We start from the raw sequence: 16,189 nt of genomic DNA on the forward strand, positions 1-16,189 counted from the left end.
GCGGTGGGTTCGTTGAAAGGCAGTCCGGGGGCGACGACGTTGGCGCTGGCGCTGGCGGATCGCTGGCCGGCAGGCGGCGGGGAGCCGCTGGTGGTGGAGGCCGACCCAGCGGGCGGCGACCTCGGTGCCCGGTTCGGGTTGCTGGCGGGTGGGCGGGGGCTGGTCACGCTCGCTGCTGCCGGCCGACGGGGCGGGCAGGCCCGCCCGGTCGACGACCACGTGCATGAGCTGCCTGGTGGTCTTCAGGTGATCCCGGCCCCCGCCGGTGCGGAGCAGGCCAGTCAGGTGCTCGGCGAGCTGGACGGCGGGGGCTGGTCTCTGCTGTGGTCCGCGGCGCGGACGGGTGGGCGGACGGTGATCGTGGACTGCGGCCGGCTCGATCCGCGTTCACCCGCACTGCCGGCGTTGCGAGTGGCGGACGTGCTGTTGCTTGTGGGACGGGCGCGGGACGACGAGCTGGCGCATCTGGCGGCGCGGATGCAGGCGGTGCAGGGCTGGGGTGTGCCGGACTGGTATGTCGTGGTCGTCGCCCAGCCCCGTCAGGCGCCGGAGTACCGGGTGCGCGAGATCGCCCGAGTGCTGGGGTCGCGGGTGCTGGGTCCGGTGCCGTATGACACCCCGGCTGCGGAGGTGCTCGCCGGTCGTCGCCAGACCCGCACCGGGATCGGCCGGTCGAAGCTCGGCCGGACGGCGGCGGGCATCGCCGGCCATCTCGCCGCCACCGCGCCGGCCGATGTGGAACGTCCGGCGCTGGAGGCGGCGCCCGGCGGGATTGATGGCCGTGTCGCGTTGCCGCCGGCCCCGACCCGGGCGGGGCGGCGATGACGGTCCCGTCCTGGCCCGACGACCCGCGCCGTCCGGCGTCGGGGAACGGGGCGGGCTGGCCCGGTCCGCTCGCGGCCTGGAGCGGTGGCGGTGGGGGTCCGTCCGCGCCTACTGATCTTCCGGGCCGGGCCACCGGGTCGGCGGCTGATGCCCTACGCGGTCGACTCCGAGGCGGACTGCGGGCCGCGCTCGCCCGCCGGCTGCGTACGGACGAGGACGCCGGCTCCCCGCCGCTGACCGCAAGCGCGCGTGAGGCGTTCGCCCGGTCCGTGCTCGTGGACCTGACCGAAGCACACACCAGTGCCGAGCTGGCCCGCGGTGTGGGGGTCCTGACGCCCGAGGACGAGCAGCGTGTCCTCGCGGAGGTCCTCGCCGAGGTCCTCGGGCTCGGCGGTCTCGAACCGCTGCTGGCCGACCCGTCGATCGAGAACATCAACATCAACGGGGATCGGGTGTTCATCCGCCGGGCCGACGGCAGCCGGCAGCGGCTGCCAGCGATCACCGACTCGGACACCCAGCTGATCGGGCTCATCCGGGACCTCGCAGCCCACGCCGGGGTGGAGGAACGCCGCTGGGACCGCGGCGCCCCCATGGTCAACTTCCACCTGGCCGACAAGAGCCGCGTGTTCGCGGTCATGGCCGTCACCCAACGGCCGAGCGTGAGCATCCGGCGGCACCGGTTCCGCCACGTCACCTTGGCTGGACTACGGGCCAACGGGACGATCGACTACGGGCTGGAGGCGCTGCTCGGCGCGCTGGTCAGGGCGCGGAAGAACATCGTGGTCGCCGGCGGGACGGCGATCGGGAAGACCACGATGCTGCTCGCGCTCGCCGACCAGATCCCGCCCAGCGAACGGCTGGTCACGGTCGAGGACGTCTACGAGCTCGGGCTCGACGCCGACGAGCGGGCCCACCCGGACGTGGTCGCGATGCAGGTCCGCGAACCCAACACCGAAGGCGAAGGCGCGATCTCCGCCTCCGACCTTGTCCGGGCCGCGCTACGGATGTCCCCGGACCGGGTGATCGTCGGCGAGGTGAGAGGCAGCGAGGTGATCCCGATGCTCAACGCCATGAGCCAGGGCAACGACGGCTCAATGACCACCCTGCACTCCTCGACGTCGCGGGGTGTGTTCACCCGGCTGGCCAGCTACGCCGTGCAAGGACCGGAACGGCTGCCCGTCGAGGCGACGAACCTCCTGATCGCCTCAGCGATCCACGTCGTCGTCCACCTGGCCGAGCCGCGCGGCGAACGCGGCCGGCGGGTGGTGTCGTCGGTGCGGGAGGTCGTAGACGCCGACGGCACCCAGGTGATCACGAACGAGCTGTACCGGCCGGGTCCAGACCGGCGCGGCCTGCCTGCCGCCCCGCCGACCGGCGACCTGCTCGACGACCTGATCGACGCCGGGTTGAACCCGGACCTGCTGTCCCAGGGGTGGTGGGGATGACCGGTCTGTTCGGGCTGCTCGGCCTCGGGGTCGGCGCCGGCCTGCTGCTGATCGTCTACGGCTGGCGTGGGTCCGACGACGACGCCGGGCGTCCTCGTCGCAGGCTGGTGGTGCCCCGGCCGTGGCGGACGAACCCGCGGTTCGGCCGGTGGGCCGCCGCCGCGGCGGCGGCCGGGATCGTCGCGGGCGCGGTGACGGGCTGGGTCGTCGGCGGCCTCCTGATCGCGATGGGGGTCTACGGGCTGCCGCGGATGCTGGGCCCGGACCGGGAACAGACCCGCCACGTCGCACGGACGCAGGGCATCGCGGTGTGGGCTGAGCAGCTGCGTGACACCCTCGCCGCCGCGGCCGGCCTGGAGCAGGCGATCGTGGCGACCACGCCCGCCGCCCCGGCGGCGATCCGCGGCGAGATCGCGCTCCTGGTTGCCCGCGTCGAGCGCCGCGAGCGGCTGGGTCCGGCGTTGCGGACGCTCGCGGACGATCTGGATGATCCGCTGGCCGATCTTGTGATCGGCGCGCTGATCCTGGCCAGCGAGCATCAGGCCCGGCAGCTGTCCGGGCTGCTTGGCCAGCTCGCGGCCACGGCCCGCGCCCAGGTCGACATGCTGGGCCGCATCGAGGTCGGCCGGGCACGGATGCGCACCACGATGCGGGTCGTCGTCGTGACCTCGCTGGTGTTCGCCGGCGGGCTTGTGATCTTCAACCGTGCGTTCCTGGAGCCGTACAGCTCAGCTACCGGGCAGATGGTCCTGCTGGCCGTTGGGGCGATCTTCGTTGCCGGGTTCGTGTGGCTGAAGCGCATGTCGAAGATTGAGAACCCGGGCCGGTTCCTGCGCGGCGAGGAGACCGCGCCGGCGGAGGCAGCGGTTCCCGCGGTGGGGCGGGTGCTGGGATGAGTGTGCTGTTGATGCTCCTGGCGGCAGGGGTCGGGGTCGGTCTGTGGGCGCTGGCCGTGTGGCTGTTCCCACCACGGCCGTCATTGGAGGAGGTACTGGCCCGGCAAGACCCCATCCCGGCGGCTCCCGCCGCTGCGACGCCCGACGTTGCGGTGGGCGTTCCGGACGAGCAGGACGGCTGGGCTGTGCGGGCGGGACGGCCGTTCGTCGGTGTTCTGCGCGCGGCGGGCCTGCCCACCACGGCGCTGCGCCAGGACCTGACGGCACTTGGCCGCTCCGTCGAGGCCCACCTGGCGGAGAAAGCCACCGCGGGCCTTGCCGGTCTGCTCTTCCCGTCGGTCGTTGGGCTGGCCTTCGCCGCAGGCGGCCGGCCGTTTCCCCCGGTGGTGCCGGTCGCGCTCGCGCTGTTCCTCGCGGTCGGCGGATTCCTGCTGCCCGACCTCACCGTGAAAGCCGAGGCAGCGCGTCAGCGTCGGGCGTTCCGGCATGCGCTGTCGGCTTACCTGTCCCTGATCCAGGTTCTTCTCGCCGGCGGGGCGGGTGTGGAGACCGCGCTGACCGACGCGGCGACCATCGGCACCGGCTGGCCGTTCGTGGCGATCCGCCGGACGCTGCGGACCGCCCGCGAAACGCGGGTCAGCCCCTGGGTCGCGCTGGGCCGGCTCGGTGCGGATCTTCAGATCTCGGAGCTGACGGAGCTCGCGGACGCGGTTGCGCTGGCCGGTACCGAAGGGGCCCGGGTCCGTCAAAGCCTGGAAGCCAAGGCCGGCGCGCTGCGGGTCCGCCAGGCCCAGGACGCCGAAGCGGACGCGAACGCCGCAACCGAACGGATGAGTGTCCCCGGTGTTCTGATCGCCATCGGCTTCATCGTCTTCGTCTTCTATCCAGCCCTGACCCAAATATCCAACTCGCTGTGAAAAGACGGAGGATTCGGTGTTCGCCAGTTTCTACGCCTGGTGGTTGCAGGCTGTCGACCGCTACACCAAGGCACCGCCCGACGACCGCGACCGGGGCTCCACCACCGAGCAGGTGATCTGGATCGCCTTTCTGGCAGCCCTCGCACTCACCGTGATCGGAATCTTCGGACCACAAATCTTGGAAGCTGCCCGAAACGTCGTTTTCGAGTAGACGGCCAATGATGACAGCACCTGTCCGGCCGGTCCATGACCGACGACGCCGTCCGGCCTCCGGCCGCCCCAGGGCTGGACGTCCACCGAGGGACGGTGGCGCCCGGTGGCGCCCACGCCGTGGCCGTGCCCGTCCGAGGAACGGCCGGCGGTCCTGCCGACCCGTATCCGCGCAGGTGCCGCGCCGTCGGGCGGATACCGGCGCGCTGACCGTCGAGATGATTTTCGTCCTGCCGCTGGTGCTGACGATCGTGCTGATCCTCGCGCAGGTCACGGTCTGGGCTCATGCCAGCCACATCGCACAGACCACCGCCACCCGTGCCCTGGCCGCCGCTCGCGCCGACGGCGGCAGCGTCGCCGCCGGCGAGCAGCAGGCGCAGGACACTCTCGATCAGCTTGGCCGGGCCAGCCTCACCAGTCCGCAGGTCACGGTCACCCGCGACGGCGAGGCTGCGACCGTCCACGTCCACGGCACCGCTGCCAGCGTGATCCCTGGGCTTCGGCTCGGGATCGATGCTGACGCGGCCGGGGCCGTCGAGCGCAGGCGGCCGGTCCTGTGACGCCCTTGCCCTCCCCGCCTGCGGCGACGGGCTCGGACCGGGGTTCCGCGACGGCCGAACTGGTGCTGATTCTGCCCGTGCTGCTGCTCATGCTGCTGTTCCTCGTGCTGTGTTACCGCGTGTCCGATGCGCGCCTGCGGATGGCCGACGTCGCGCACCAGGCCGCCCGCGCGGCCTCGATCGCCGCCACCCCCGCCGAGGCGGTCGCTGACGCCCGCACCACCGCGCAGACCGCCCTGGCCGGGGCCGGGGTCACCTGCCAGGATCTGACGGTCGACACCGACACCGCCGGGTTGGCTCCGGGCGCTCTGGTCCGGGTGACCGTCGCCTGCACTGTTCGGCTCGACGACCTCGCGATGCTCGCGACCCCGGGCAGCGCGACCCTGCGCGCCTCCTCGACCTCGCCTGTGGACACGTTCGGCGACAAGGCTCTTGGGTTCGCGATTTCTGAAGCGCCGCCGCCGGGGAACCGAAGTGGTGGTGGGGTGTGATCGCGGCGGGTTGGTGCTTCGGTTCACGAACCGCTTGGAGACCGCTGGGCGTCGGCGGTGAGGTCTGGGTGATCGAGGGTGGCGGTGTAGCGGCCGGAGGCGGCGATGCTCAGGCCGAACAGGTCGGCGAGGCGGCGGGAGTCGCCGCCGGTGGCGTGGGTTTCGTTGAGGATGCGGTCTTCGCGGATGGCCGAGGGCGACAGCTCGGGTCCGACGATGCGGTAGATCCAGCGCCTGCCGACGGGTTCGGTGCGTGTGGCGCTGAGGTGATGGATGAACAGGTGCGGGTTCGCGGTGTTGGGCCAGCGTCGGCGGCGTTCGTTGAGGTAGGCGGCCAGGCGTTCGCGGACGGGCTCGGCCAGGACGATGGTGCGCCCATCGACGTAGGCGCGGCCGTCGCGGACGTCGGTCAGTTTCAGGCGGAGCAGGTGGCCGGGGCGCAGGCCGTGGAAGGCGACGAGCGCGACCACGGCGGCTCGGGTGGGGTTCGGCGAGTTCAGGCCGCGGCGGATTGCGGCGACATCAGCGGGCAGGGGTTCGCGCTTCTGGTGATCACCGGTCTTGACGCGGCTCGTGGGGTCGATGAACAGGACGCCGCGGGCCTTGAGCAGCCTGAATATCGACTTGAGGCCCTGGCCGGCTGTGGAGCGGGGGTTGCCGGAGGCGGGCAGCGCGTCGAGGACGTGCTCGCGGGTGATCTCGCGCAGCGAGGTGTGGCCGGCGGCGGCCCAGGTGCGCAGGGTGGGCAGTGCCCAGCGGGTGTGCACGTTGATCGTGATTTCGGCGCGGGGCCTTCGCCGGGGTGGGGTCGGGCTGCCGTGCTTCATCACGCCGAACCAGATGCCGAGTTCCTCGGCCATCGGTGCGGGCAGGCCGGCGGTCTGGCTGGCGAACCAGATGTCGAGGGCCGGGGTGCGGTCTTCCTCCAAGATGTCGGCGCGGGACAGCACGGCCAGGACGGTCCAGACGGGAAGGTCGATGTCGGCGAGCAGGTTCACGTCGCTGGCTTTGATCGGCCCTGCGGTGGCGTCCTGGAGGCCGAGCACGATGCGCAGGCCGTAGTAGGTGTCCTTGACTTGGCGGGTGCTCCAGCCGAGTTCGGCGGCCAGGTCGCGGGCGTGCTGGTCGAGCTCGGCCGCTCGGCGCGGGTCGGCGCGTTGGTGCAGGGCGCGACGGCCGTGCGCAGCGAGGTCGCGGGGCACGGTGAGCAGCGTCAGCTGCTCGTGCGGTTCGACCGGCGGCGGGAGGACTTCGTCGCCGTCCGGTGGTTGCGGCCGGCGCAGGCCGCGCCGCAGGAACATGTCGGCGAGGAACAGCTGCTGGCCGTGCCGGTTGGCGCCCTCAAGGTCCAGCGTCCCATCCGTGCCGCGGACCATGCTGGCCTGCTTGTAGCAGAGTCGGCAGGCGCTCCGGTCGCCCCCGAGGTGCAGCGTGCGGGCGCAGTATGGGCACGGCCCGACGACGGGGTTGTTCCTCCGCCAGGTCAGGCAGCCGTGGCAGAGCCACTTGTGGGTGCGGGTCGCGCCCCACGCATGGCAGTCCAGACACGAGTCGACCGTCGGGCAGGCCGACGGGTGGCAGCGGGCGCAGACACCGCTGGTGTAGTACTCGCGCCGCGAGCCGCACCGCACACACGGTGGTGGCACGACGGGGCCGTCCGGCCAGCAACCGAAACAGAACGCCACCCCGGTCATCGCCACTGGCTGTCTCGCGCAGACGGTGCACGTCCGCTGCCGTACTGCGGTCACGCCGGCGGCAGCGAACGGATGCGTCCAAGCTTGGGCGTGACTCCCGGCGGACGCTGCCCGTCGGGTTCCCCGGCCGCGCGCGCTGTCCGTTTCCGCGCTGCGGCGACCTTGTCGGGTTCGGCGATCAACAGGTCTGTCGGGGTGCATTCCAGCACTGCGCAGAACACGTCGAGGTCGTCGAGACGGATCGTGGTCGGGGTCGTGGTCCACAGCGCCGACATTTTTCCGGCGCTGATCTCCAGCCCGGCGTCGGCGAGCAGCCGGCGCATCTCCGTGGACTTCCAGATCCCGCGCTCGGCGGCCTTCATCCGCAGATTCCAGCGCACCGGCTCACCCTTCTACTCCGGTCAGGCGGGCCGCGACCCGCTCGTTGGCCTGCGCCCATGCTTGCTCGACGTGGCCGTCGTGGACGTGGATGTACCGGGTCGTGGTCGACAACCAGGAATGACCCAGCAATTCTTGGATCGCTTTGAGGTCGACGCCGCGGGCGTAGAGAGACGACGCGCAGTAGTGCCGCAACGCGTGCGGTGTCAGCCGGCCGTTCCACGCCGGCAGCCACAGCCTGACCGCGCCGGCCAGACCCGAGCGCAATGCATCGGCACCCGCCCGCAGGCATCGGCCGGTGTCACGGTCGCGGCGTTCACTCGGCAGCATCGGCGCGTCCGGGTCCGACCAGTCGTCGCCGAACTGGTGACGCACGTCGGCGAGCCACCACTCCAACAGCTCACCTACCGCGTTGATCGCCGGGGTCAGCCGGGTCTTCGGCCCGCGTCCTCGGCTGCCCTTACCGAACCGGACGTGCAGCTTGCCAAGCTCACCGAGATCAGGCCGCCAGTCCCGCACGTCCAACATCACTGTCTCGCTGATCCGCAGCCCAGCGCGCCGCCACAACGACGCGGCCAGATAGTCCCGCGCCGCGGGCAGGAACTTCCGCGCCTCGGGCAGCGACTCGCGCCACGCCGCGAACAGCCGTTCCACCTCCACGTCCGAAGGCGGCACCCGGGGCGAGTCGAAGTACGGCTTCGTGGGGCGGTTGAACTCGTCGATCGGCTGGGTGACCACATAACCGGTCAGCGCGTGGACGTCACCCTGGTAACGCGCCACGAGGAAGTCGAAGAAATGACGCAACACCAGCGCCTTCGCGAACAGAGTGCTCCTCGCCAGCCGGCGATCACGGCGCAGCCACGTCAAATACCGGTCAGCGTCCACCGCCTCGGTCGTCCACACTGGCCGGCCGAGGAACCGGACGAACTCGAACACCGTCGCCCGCTCCGCCGCCACGTGATGGTCCGTGCAGCCGGCACCCACCATCGCCAGGGCGTACTGATCGACGAGTTCCTGCTCGAAGTCCTCCAGCTCCTGCGCACTACGCACAAGGCCTGCCCCGATCGACCTGACGACCGCGAGACTCACCAGCAGCTCGGTTCACAGATCGCGTCCATGCCTCGGAGATACCAGCACCCGTTCGGGAATCCCGACAGAACATCGGGATCACGCAGTGGCCTGTCTAACCCGTTGGCACCAGGACAGGCGGGACGGACGACGTTGCGGCCCGATGAGGAGCTGGCGACATGTCTGGAAGATTCAGGTGAGTACGCGGCTTTTCGAATATCGGCCTATGGAAACCTGGGCGGTGGCGGGTGATGTGTCCAGCGGTCGGCGTTGGTTCGCGAACAGGACGGGGACCGGCCGGTTTGGATCGTCGGCGGTCACGCGCCTTGAGAGGCGTAGAACGCTTCGAGGCGGACGGGTTCAACGAATCTGCCGTCCGGGGAGTAGACGCGCAGTGCCTGGGTGATCTCGGCCTCGAAGGTGGGGCGTCGGTCACCAAGCAGTCGTTTGACGGGAAACGATGTCGAGTACAGATAGCCCATGATCTGGTCGACCGTCCAAAGCCGGTCGAAGGTGTAGACGACTCGTTCCACTCGCCGGAACGCGGATCGTCCAAGGACAGCCTCGTGCGGCTCCGCGGGTGGTGTGAAGACGCCGCTGCCGGCGCGGCGGACGGTGCCAAGGAACTTGGCCTGGACGTCTTCGACGGCTCGTTGCCAGTCGGTCTCGGGCCGGACCAGGCAGTTGTCGTTGACGAGCACGAGTCGACCCGTCGGAGCGAGGATCTCCGCAACGGTTTCCAGGACCCGGTCGCGGTCCATCCAGTGGAACGACCGGCCCATCGTCACCAGATGAAACCGGCCGAGGTCCGGCGGAAGATCCTCAGCGCGCGCCTCGATCCAACGCACGTTACGGACGCCGGCCAGGCTCGTCTGCCGGGCTGCCTCCGCGAGCATGTCCGGCTCGGGATCTACACCGATGGCTTCCCCTACCTGGTCTGCCAGTGCGAGGGTCAGCGTTCCCGGCCCGCACCCGAGGTCGAGAAGCCGGCCGGCGGCCGGCAGGGCACAGCGCCGCGCAACGTCGACAAGGAACACCGGCGGGTATCCGGGTCGGTGGCGCGCGTAGTACCCGGCCGTTCCGGCGAACAGGTCACCCACCACCGCTCATCCCCCGTGGCCTATCCCCGCGGAAACGCTGACGCCAAGGCGGATCGAGGGCACCGCCGGGCCGTTCATCAAGGCTTTGGTTCGCGAGAAGGGTGCATGTCTCGTAGATACCAGCGTTCGTTCGGGAATCCCGGCGAACCGTCAGGATCTCCCGAGCCCGTCGAACACCCTGTCGCACAGGAACATCCCTACCATGAGCAAGATCTGATCGTCGGCGAACCCGAGACATGTCTGACACGGCCTGGACAGGCGTCATGAGCCGCCCGCGGGCCGCCCACGGGCGGGACGACGGGACCGTCACCGCGTTCGTTGTCGTCGTCGCCGCCGCGTTCGTGATGTTCGGCGGGCTGATCCTCGACGCCGGCGGCGCGCTCGCCGACAAGACCACCGCAATGGGGATCGCGCAGGAAGCCGCCCGCGCCGGCGCCCAACAGCTCGACCTGACGACCTACCGGTCCACCGGCACGGTCCGGCTGCTGCCCGACGAGGCGACCGGCGCCGCCCACGCCTACCTCACCCAGGCCGGCGCCACCGGCACCGTGACCATCGTCGACAACACGGTGAACGTCGCAGCGACCGTGACCCACCACAACCAGCTGCTCGGCATCGTCGGACTGGACACGCTCACCGTCACCGGCACCGGCAGCGCCCACCCCGCCCCACCCGCCGCCGGAGCAGCCCCGTGAGCCGACCCGCCTCCCACCGGCCGATCCCAGCCCGGCCGATCCTTCGCCGACTCGCCGCCGGCGGGCTGGCCCTCGGCCGCCTCGTCCGCGCCGCCCTCGCCCTCGCCGCACTCATCGCGCTGATCGTCGGATTGCCGTGGGGACTCGCGCATTTCATCGGCTGGCCGCTGCCGCACCACGTACCGTCCTGGGACGAGATCGAGACGCGGCTGACCGGCCCGATGGACGACACCCTGCTACTGGACATCCTCGCGGTCCTGCTCTGGCCGCTGTGGGCCGCGTTCACCCTCTCGGTCGTCGTCGCCGTACCGGAGGTCGTCCGCGAAGCCCGCTGGCCGTCACACGGCCCGCCGCTGCCCGCCGGCGGGATGCGGGGGCTGGCCACGTTCCTGCTGGGCGCGGTGCTCCTCACCGTTCTCCAGGCCCGCGGCCCCCTCACCCCGACCAGCGGACCCGCCTCGGCGCCGGCCGTCGCCACCGCACCCGCCGCCCCTCGGTTCGTCCCGGTCGCCGCCACCAGCGCGACCGACCCGGCGCTGCCGGCCGCCGCGGCGGAGACCGCGGTCGTGCAGCTGCCGGCCAACGGCGTCTACGACAGCCTGTGGCGGATCGCAGACCGCTGCCTCGGCGACGGCGCCCGCTGGCCGGAGATCTGGGCCCTCAACCACGGCGTCCTCCAGGCCGACGGGCGTGCGCTGACCCAGCCCGGCCTGATCCGCCCCGGCTGGGTCCTGACCCTGCCCACCCAGCCGGCTCCATCTCCGGCCGGGCACGCACCGTCCAGCCCTCCGCCCACACCTCCGACCAGCCAGGCACCCGCCGGCCCTGTGCCGACGCCCACCGCGCCGTCGTCTGTCGGTCCACCGGCGGCCAGCCCGCCCGCCACCCCAACCCCTCCGGCCAGCACCCCCGCCCCGGGCGGCGCCGCGCCGCCGGCGACTGTCAGCCCGCCCACCAGCCCGGCCACACCCAGCCCCACCACCGCGCCGCCGACCACACCAGCCGCGCCGCCCACGCACCCCTCCACCCCGTCCCAGCCACCCGGAGTCCAGTTCCCCTCCGGCGGCTACCTCGGGCTGGGTGCCGTCGCGCTCCTGGTCGTCGCGCTGTCCTCCGTGCGGCTGTGGCGCCGGCGTCACTACGTCCCCGGCAGTGGTGTCCGCGACGACCTTGTCGAAGCGCCGGTGATTCACCAGCTCGCCGCCGCCTACAACAGCGCCACCGCGGAACGTGACGACGACGGCGAGTTCGTCGTCGTGCGCCCGCCCGGCGACCCGCACATCACCGGTCGCCGCCACGCGGCGGCCACCGCCACCGCCCACGCCGCCCCGCCCGGCACCCGGGTCGTGGGCACCACCGGCGACGGCCAACCTCTCGCGCTCGACCTCGCCGCCACCCGCGGCCTCGGCCTGATCGGGCCCGGCGCCGACGCCGCGATCCGCGCCCTGCTCGTCACCCTCCTCGCCGACCGCCACCGGCCTGACGCCGCCCCCGTCGAAATCCTCATCCCCGCCAGCGACGTACGGCGGCTGCTGGGTGAGGAGACCACCGCCACGCCGCCGCAGCGGCTGCACATCGTCGCCGACCTGCCCACCCTGCTGGACCGCCTCGAAGCCGACGTCGTCACCCGAGCACGGCGCGCCGCCGCCGGCGAGGACCCCCGCCGGACGCCTCTGATCGTCCTCGCCGCCCCCGACCAGACCTCGGACCGCCGCCTCCAGGCCGTCCTCGACAACGGCTCCCCCCTCGGCGTCGTCGGCATCCTCTACGGGCAGTGGCGGCCCGGGGCGACCGCCCGGGTCCGGCCCGACGGGGTGATCGGCGCCGCCAGCCCCGACATCGCCGCAGCTCTGGTCGGCAACCGGCTTTTCGCCCTGCCCGAGGCCGACACCGGCCAGCTGCTCGACCTGCTCGCCGACGCCGACGCCCCGGCCGCCAACCAGGAGGAATACCGGCGGGCAAACCCTACCCAGGGGCCCCCGCCCCCACCGCCCACCTCCGCGCCGCCCCCCAGTAGCGCCACGGTCACACCCGCACCGCCGCCTCCGCCAACGCCCGCCGCGTCACCGACCGCAGACGAGCCGCCGGGCCCAGACACGCCACTCCCACCCGACGGCGAGGCAGCCCCCGCTGAACCCACAGACGCGGTACCGCCGACGCCGGCCGCGAGCGCTCCACGTCCGCCGCGGGCGGCCACGCCGCTGCTGCTCACCCTGTTCGGCCGGCTGCAACTGCGGTACCGGGCACCGGACGGCGGCTACCAGCCCGTGGACGGCATCGGCGGCCCGAGCCGGGAGATCCTGGCCTACCTCGCCGCTCATCCCGACGGCGCCCACCGCCGAACGATCATTGACGCGGTCTGGCCTGACGACGGCAAACTCCCACGCCAGCGGGACAACCGGTTCTACGCCGCCATCAGCCAGCTACGCCGCGGCCTTGCCGCCGCCACCGGCGGGACCATCGACGACGTCTTCGACCACGACGACCGGCGCTGGCGGCTGCGCCGCGACCTGATCACCGTCGACCTCTGGCAGGTCGACGAGGCCCTCGACGCACACAGGCATGCGACGACCACCGCCGACGAGCTCGCCGCGATTCTGCCGCTGGCCGCCACCTACACCGGCCACCTCTCCGACGACATCGCCGGCACCTGGGCTGAGACCCACCGCGAGAGCCTGCGCCGCCAGGTCTCCGACGCATTGGCCAGCATCACCGCCGCTGTCGGGGAGGAGAACCCGCAGCGCCTGGAGCTGCTGGAAACGCTGCGCCGCCTCGACCCCTACAACGAAGGGCTCTACGTCCAAATCGCCCGTGCCCAGGCGCGCCTCGGCCGCCACGACGCCGTCGAGGCCACCTACCGCCAGCTCGTCGTGGCCCTCGCCGAGATCGGTGAGCGGCCTACGTCTGACGCGGATCGCTTTTTCCAGGCCGCGATGCGACCCGGTCCGCCCGGTACGCGGTCAGCCTGACCGCGTACCGACAGCGCCTGCCCCTCTACTGGCCGCGCCGCCGCTCGGCCCACGCCCGCCGATCGACCTCCAACAGCTCCTCGTGCGCCGCCGCCCACGCCGCCATCGGCGCCACCAGATCCGCCAGCTCCTTCGCCGCCGGCGTCAGCCAGTAGACCGTCCCGAAGGGGAACACCCGCTCTCGCATCCGCTCGACCAGCCCCCGGTGTTGCATCCACCGCAACGTCCGGATCAACACGGCCTGCTGGACCAGCGGCTGCGGCCAGCGCCGGCCCCGCGGAACGTCATAGCTGCGCAGGGTGCGCAACAAGCTCGTAAACGCCTGCGGACCGCCCGACAGCGTGACCAGCACGTCCGGGAGCCAGCCAGGGCTCAGCGTGCGGCGCAGATCATGCAGCAGAATGCGCCGATCAGCGTCAGACAGATCGTCAGTCCCCGTCACGTTCTACTCCCCGGAAGATCCGCAGAACCCTGGCCTGCTCGACCATTCCGCCACRCAGTGCGACTACCTCGCCGCCCTGTAGCCCCTCTGCGTGACGGGCAGTTTCCCCAAGGCTGCACTATCGGGCCGTAAGGTGACAATGCGGTATGCGGCCGTCACGGCACCGACCAGGGTCTGTCCACCGCCCCGCCGCGCAGAGACCTGAGCCGAATCGCAGCGCCACAGGCCCACTACCTGCGGAAACGCCGCCACCGCGACGGCACGACCAACCAACCCGCGAGCCCGCCTCCGCCGACATGATGCTCATCACGTCACGCGGTCCCGCAGGCCCGACAGCCCCCGGACGGCTCATCCGGCGGCTCCCACAAGCCCGCCCTCCAACGACAGGCCGCCGGGCCAGGCAGGCTGCCGGTCGACGCCTCCTCCGACGATGCGGGCGGCTCGTCCCGACCGGCCCATCCGCCATTCCGGCGGTCTCGGTGACAAAATAGAAGCCCTCGCGACATCAGCGTTCGCGCGAGCCCGCCTCTTCCGGAATCTCAACCAAGACGCGCTCCCGTCGTTTTGGGGCAGGATCATGACCATGGGCCGCGAGGGTCGGGATTCTCATCTCCGCTTGGAGGACGGGTGATGATGGCGACTCCGTGCGGACCAGTCGCTGTTGTTGGCGAGGGTTGGCGCACCAACCTTCACACCGTAGTCGGTGAACGGCAGCTGGCACCGCTGACAGAAAGCCATGGAGCCTATATCAGCGGATCGCTCAGATGCTTCGCCGGCAGGGTACGGCGGCGGACGGTGTGGGGGTGTGTCAGGTGGCTCGCCATCACTCGCCAGCTGCGCCGACCGTTCGCCATCAATCCGGATCTCCAACCCCCGGAATAGGGTTCGGCCGGCCGCAGTCGGGGGCCAGCGCCGCCGGCGCCAGCGACCGGTAGCGTTCGCCAGCCCTGGTGGTGCCAGCGCGATGCACAGCGAGGCCCTGAGCAGCGGATTTCCCCAGCAGGCCGAGCTGCGGCCACGTCGCCCAGCGAGTGGCCAGGTAGATCCGAGCCCTACAGCCCACCGGACCCCCCACCGGACCCCTCACGGGACCCCCCACCGGACCCCCCGTAAAGACGGGTGGGTGAACGAAGCGCCGTTGGTGCAGGCCAGACGAGGTACGGCACCCACCCAAGCACACCGMGACTTAATAGCGAGGCTACGAGCTGATAGTCGATGCGGGGACCGGTGCACTGGTGGCGCACACCTCCTGCGGAAGCTCCATTTCTTGCATTCGTGCGTTGACTCCTTTCCTTCCGTCAGCCTTTTCGTGCTTGCCTTTTGCTTTTTCTTGCATTTCGCGCTTGACTTTAACTCTTCCGTTCTTTGCCTTTTGGTTCGCGCCCCCCGATTGTCATTCCATCACTGTTCTGCCACATAAAGAATCATGAATTGGCGGACGATTGGGGGTTGTATCTGGGCACACATAAATGGAGAATTAGATATCGGCACCGGGCGCGGGACCACACCCCGGGGAGTTCCCGCAAAGCAGAGGAGAGACCTCGTGACCAACAACGCCTTTTCTTCGGACACGCCGTCCGCTCTTCCTGGCACGCGGGTAGAGCGGGAGGCCATGGCTAGGGTGACGGCGGACGACTGGCGCGCGATTCACCTCAAGGCGCGTAAGTTCTGCCGCGTGGTCGATGCCACGGACTCGCGTAAGCGGATGGACGGTAACGCGACCTACACCGGCCGTGGCTACGGCACGGCGGACGCGAGTGACGACACCACCCAGGACGCGGTGTTGCTCTTCGCCCAACTCCTCGGGAAGATCATCCGGACGTTTGAGCCTGTGACCTACTCCGTGGCCACGCGGGAACCTGACTCCTGGCTCTACGTCACGAAGCAAGGCGGAACCTTCGTCGCCACCCGTGACAGCATCCAGTACACCGCCGTGCGGGACGCTGCCCGCCGCAACGGCTACAAGATCGACAAGAAGCCAAGCGAGACCGACGCGACCCCTGGAGCGCAGCTGATGAAGACTGCGGCCCGCATGGAGTTCGTAGCAGTCTCCACGCACCTTGCCGCCAACAGTGAGGCCATCTGGCACCACGCGTTCGGTGACGGCAGGGAGTTCCCTGTCCTCGCGGACGTGCTCAACGAAGGAAACAAGGCCGATGACATCGGACGGGCGGGCATCCTGTCCAAGGTGGCGCAGAAGCACTACGGGGGTGCCTACGGCTCCCGACGCGCCGTGATCCGCACCCGTGACGCTGCCCTGGCAGAGTTCCGGGAAGTGTCAGAACGAGCTGACGCGGTACGGGAACTGATGACCTACCGCGCCACGCGGGATGGCAGGGAGGACTGACCTTCTTTCCTCGCGGAGAGGGCACCGGGAGAGTCTCCCGGTGCCCTCTCCGCGTTTCTGCACCGTTTTCGATCGGACGGTCGGAACGCTTCCCGCCGCGTAACAAGGTGAGGGCAGAAACCACCCCAACCAACCTGGCGAACACGCATCCG

General features: G+C 70.9%; 15 protein-coding genes. 10 read left to right on the forward strand and 5 right to left on the reverse strand.

All coding sequences use genetic code 11. From position 1 onward, the window contains the following. The first annotated feature begins 3 nt into the window (after window positions 1–3). From CcI49_RS36740 to CcI49_RS36770, 7 genes are all read left to right on the forward strand, one after another. The gene (locus CcI49_RS36740; RefSeq protein WP_241840483.1) at window positions 4–825 is read left to right on the forward strand and encodes a hypothetical protein; all 822 of its coding nucleotides are present in this window, start codon (window positions 4–6) and stop codon (window positions 823–825) included. Next, window positions 822–2,270: an ATPase, T2SS/T4P/T4SS family gene (locus CcI49_RS36745; protein WP_076834205.1), complete on the forward strand. Its 1,449-nt coding sequence runs from the start codon at window positions 822–824 to the stop codon at window positions 2,268–2,270. The genes CcI49_RS36740 and CcI49_RS36745 overlap by 4 nt, the downstream gene beginning before the upstream one ends. Next, window positions 2,267–3,166: a pilus assembly protein TadB gene (locus CcI49_RS36750; RefSeq protein WP_076834240.1), complete on the forward strand. Its 900-nt coding sequence runs from the start codon at window positions 2,267–2,269 to the stop codon at window positions 3,164–3,166. The genes CcI49_RS36745 and CcI49_RS36750 overlap by 4 nt, the downstream gene beginning before the upstream one ends. Next, a complete protein-coding gene (locus tag CcI49_RS36755; RefSeq protein ID WP_076834207.1) occupies window positions 3,163–4,083 on the forward strand; it encodes a type II secretion system F family protein in 921 nt (306 codons plus the stop codon). Before CcI49_RS36750 ends, CcI49_RS36755 begins: the two co-directional genes overlap by 4 nt. A gap of 16 nt (window positions 4,084–4,099) precedes the next feature. After that, complete coding sequence (locus CcI49_RS36760; RefSeq protein ID WP_076834209.1) at window positions 4,100–4,294, forward strand: hypothetical protein; 195 nt, start codon at window positions 4,100–4,102, stop codon at window positions 4,292–4,294. A gap of 175 nt (window positions 4,295–4,469) precedes the next feature. Then, on the forward strand, window positions 4,470–4,853 hold the full coding sequence (locus CcI49_RS36765; RefSeq protein WP_076834211.1) for a TadE/TadG family type IV pilus assembly protein: 384 nt from the start codon (window positions 4,470–4,472) through the stop codon (window positions 4,851–4,853). Further along, window positions 4,850–5,344, forward strand: a complete 495-nt coding sequence (locus CcI49_RS36770; protein WP_076834213.1) for a TadE/TadG family type IV pilus assembly protein — start codon at window positions 4,850–4,852, stop codon at window positions 5,342–5,344. Before CcI49_RS36765 ends, CcI49_RS36770 begins: the two co-directional genes overlap by 4 nt. 23 nt (window positions 5,345–5,367) lie before the next feature. On the opposite strand, the gene CcI49_RS36775 is transcribed toward CcI49_RS36770, so the two are convergent. From CcI49_RS36775 to CcI49_RS36790, 4 genes are all read right to left on the reverse strand, one after another. Beyond that, complete coding sequence (locus CcI49_RS36775) at window positions 5,368–6,720, reverse strand: hypothetical protein (RefSeq protein ID WP_198955739.1); 1,353 nt, start codon at window positions 6,718–6,720, stop codon at window positions 5,368–5,370. A 368-nt stretch (window positions 6,721–7,088) separates the two neighbouring features. Then, window positions 7,089–7,418, reverse strand: a complete 330-nt coding sequence (locus CcI49_RS36780; protein ID WP_076834215.1) for a helix-turn-helix transcriptional regulator — start codon at window positions 7,416–7,418, stop codon at window positions 7,089–7,091. Between the two features lie 4 nt (window positions 7,419–7,422). Beyond that, window positions 7,423–8,505, reverse strand: a complete 1,083-nt coding sequence (locus CcI49_RS36785) for a tyrosine-type recombinase/integrase (protein WP_076834217.1) — start codon at window positions 8,503–8,505, stop codon at window positions 7,423–7,425. 296 nt (window positions 8,506–8,801) lie between these two features. Continuing rightward, window positions 8,802–9,584, reverse strand: coding sequence for a class I SAM-dependent methyltransferase (locus CcI49_RS36790; RefSeq protein WP_241840481.1), 783 nt, complete (start codon window positions 9,582–9,584; stop codon window positions 8,802–8,804). 263 nt (window positions 9,585–9,847) lie between these two features. Between CcI49_RS36790 and CcI49_RS36795 the strand changes: the two genes are divergently transcribed. Both CcI49_RS36795 and CcI49_RS36800 read left to right on the forward strand, forming a co-directional pair. Next, a complete protein-coding gene (locus CcI49_RS36795; RefSeq protein ID WP_076834244.1) occupies window positions 9,848–10,279 on the forward strand; it encodes a pilus assembly protein TadG-related protein in 432 nt (143 codons plus the stop codon). After that, window positions 10,276–13,248 carry a BTAD domain-containing putative transcriptional regulator gene (locus tag CcI49_RS36800; protein ID WP_076834221.1) on the forward strand — a complete coding sequence of 991 codons (2,973 nt, stop codon included), beginning with the start codon at window positions 10,276–10,278 and terminating at the stop codon, window positions 13,246–13,248. The genes CcI49_RS36795 and CcI49_RS36800 overlap by 4 nt, the downstream gene beginning before the upstream one ends. Before the next feature lie 25 nt (window positions 13,249–13,273). On the opposite strand, the gene CcI49_RS44310 is transcribed toward CcI49_RS36800, so the two are convergent. Then, window positions 13,274–13,690 carry a winged helix-turn-helix transcriptional regulator gene (locus tag CcI49_RS44310; protein WP_076834223.1) on the reverse strand — a complete coding sequence of 139 codons (417 nt, stop codon included), beginning with the start codon at window positions 13,688–13,690 and terminating at the stop codon, window positions 13,274–13,276. Window positions 13,691–15,233: 1,543 nt separating this feature from the next. On the opposite strand from CcI49_RS44310, the gene CcI49_RS36810 reads away from it, so the two are divergent. Beyond that, window positions 15,234–16,037 (forward strand): hypothetical protein, encoded by an 804-nt coding sequence (locus tag CcI49_RS36810; protein WP_076834225.1) that lies wholly within the window; start codon window positions 15,234–15,236, stop codon window positions 16,035–16,037. Window positions 16,038–16,189 lie beyond the last annotated feature (152 nt).

The organism is Frankia sp. CcI49, from assembly GCF_001983215.1.
Classification (GTDB): Bacteria; Actinomycetota; Actinomycetes; order Frankiales; family Frankiaceae; genus Parafrankia; species Parafrankia irregularis.

Coding starts and splice junctions, on each gene's coding strand:
- CcI49_RS36795 (WP_076834244.1), top strand. CDS start 9,848: ATGAGCCGCCCGCGGGCCGCCCACGGGCGGGACGACGGGACCGTCACC.
- CcI49_RS36750 (WP_076834240.1), top strand. CDS start 2,267: ATGACCGGTCTGTTCGGGCTGCTCGGCCTCGGGGTCGGCGCCGGCCTG.
- CcI49_RS36775 (WP_198955739.1), bottom strand. CDS start 6,720: ATGGTCCGCGGCACGGATGGGACGCTGGACCTTGAGGGCGCCAACCGG.
- CcI49_RS36755 (WP_076834207.1), top strand. CDS start 3,163: ATGAGTGTGCTGTTGATGCTCCTGGCGGCAGGGGTCGGGGTCGGTCTG.
- CcI49_RS36745 (WP_076834205.1), top strand. CDS start 822: ATGACGGTCCCGTCCTGGCCCGACGACCCGCGCCGTCCGGCGTCGGGG.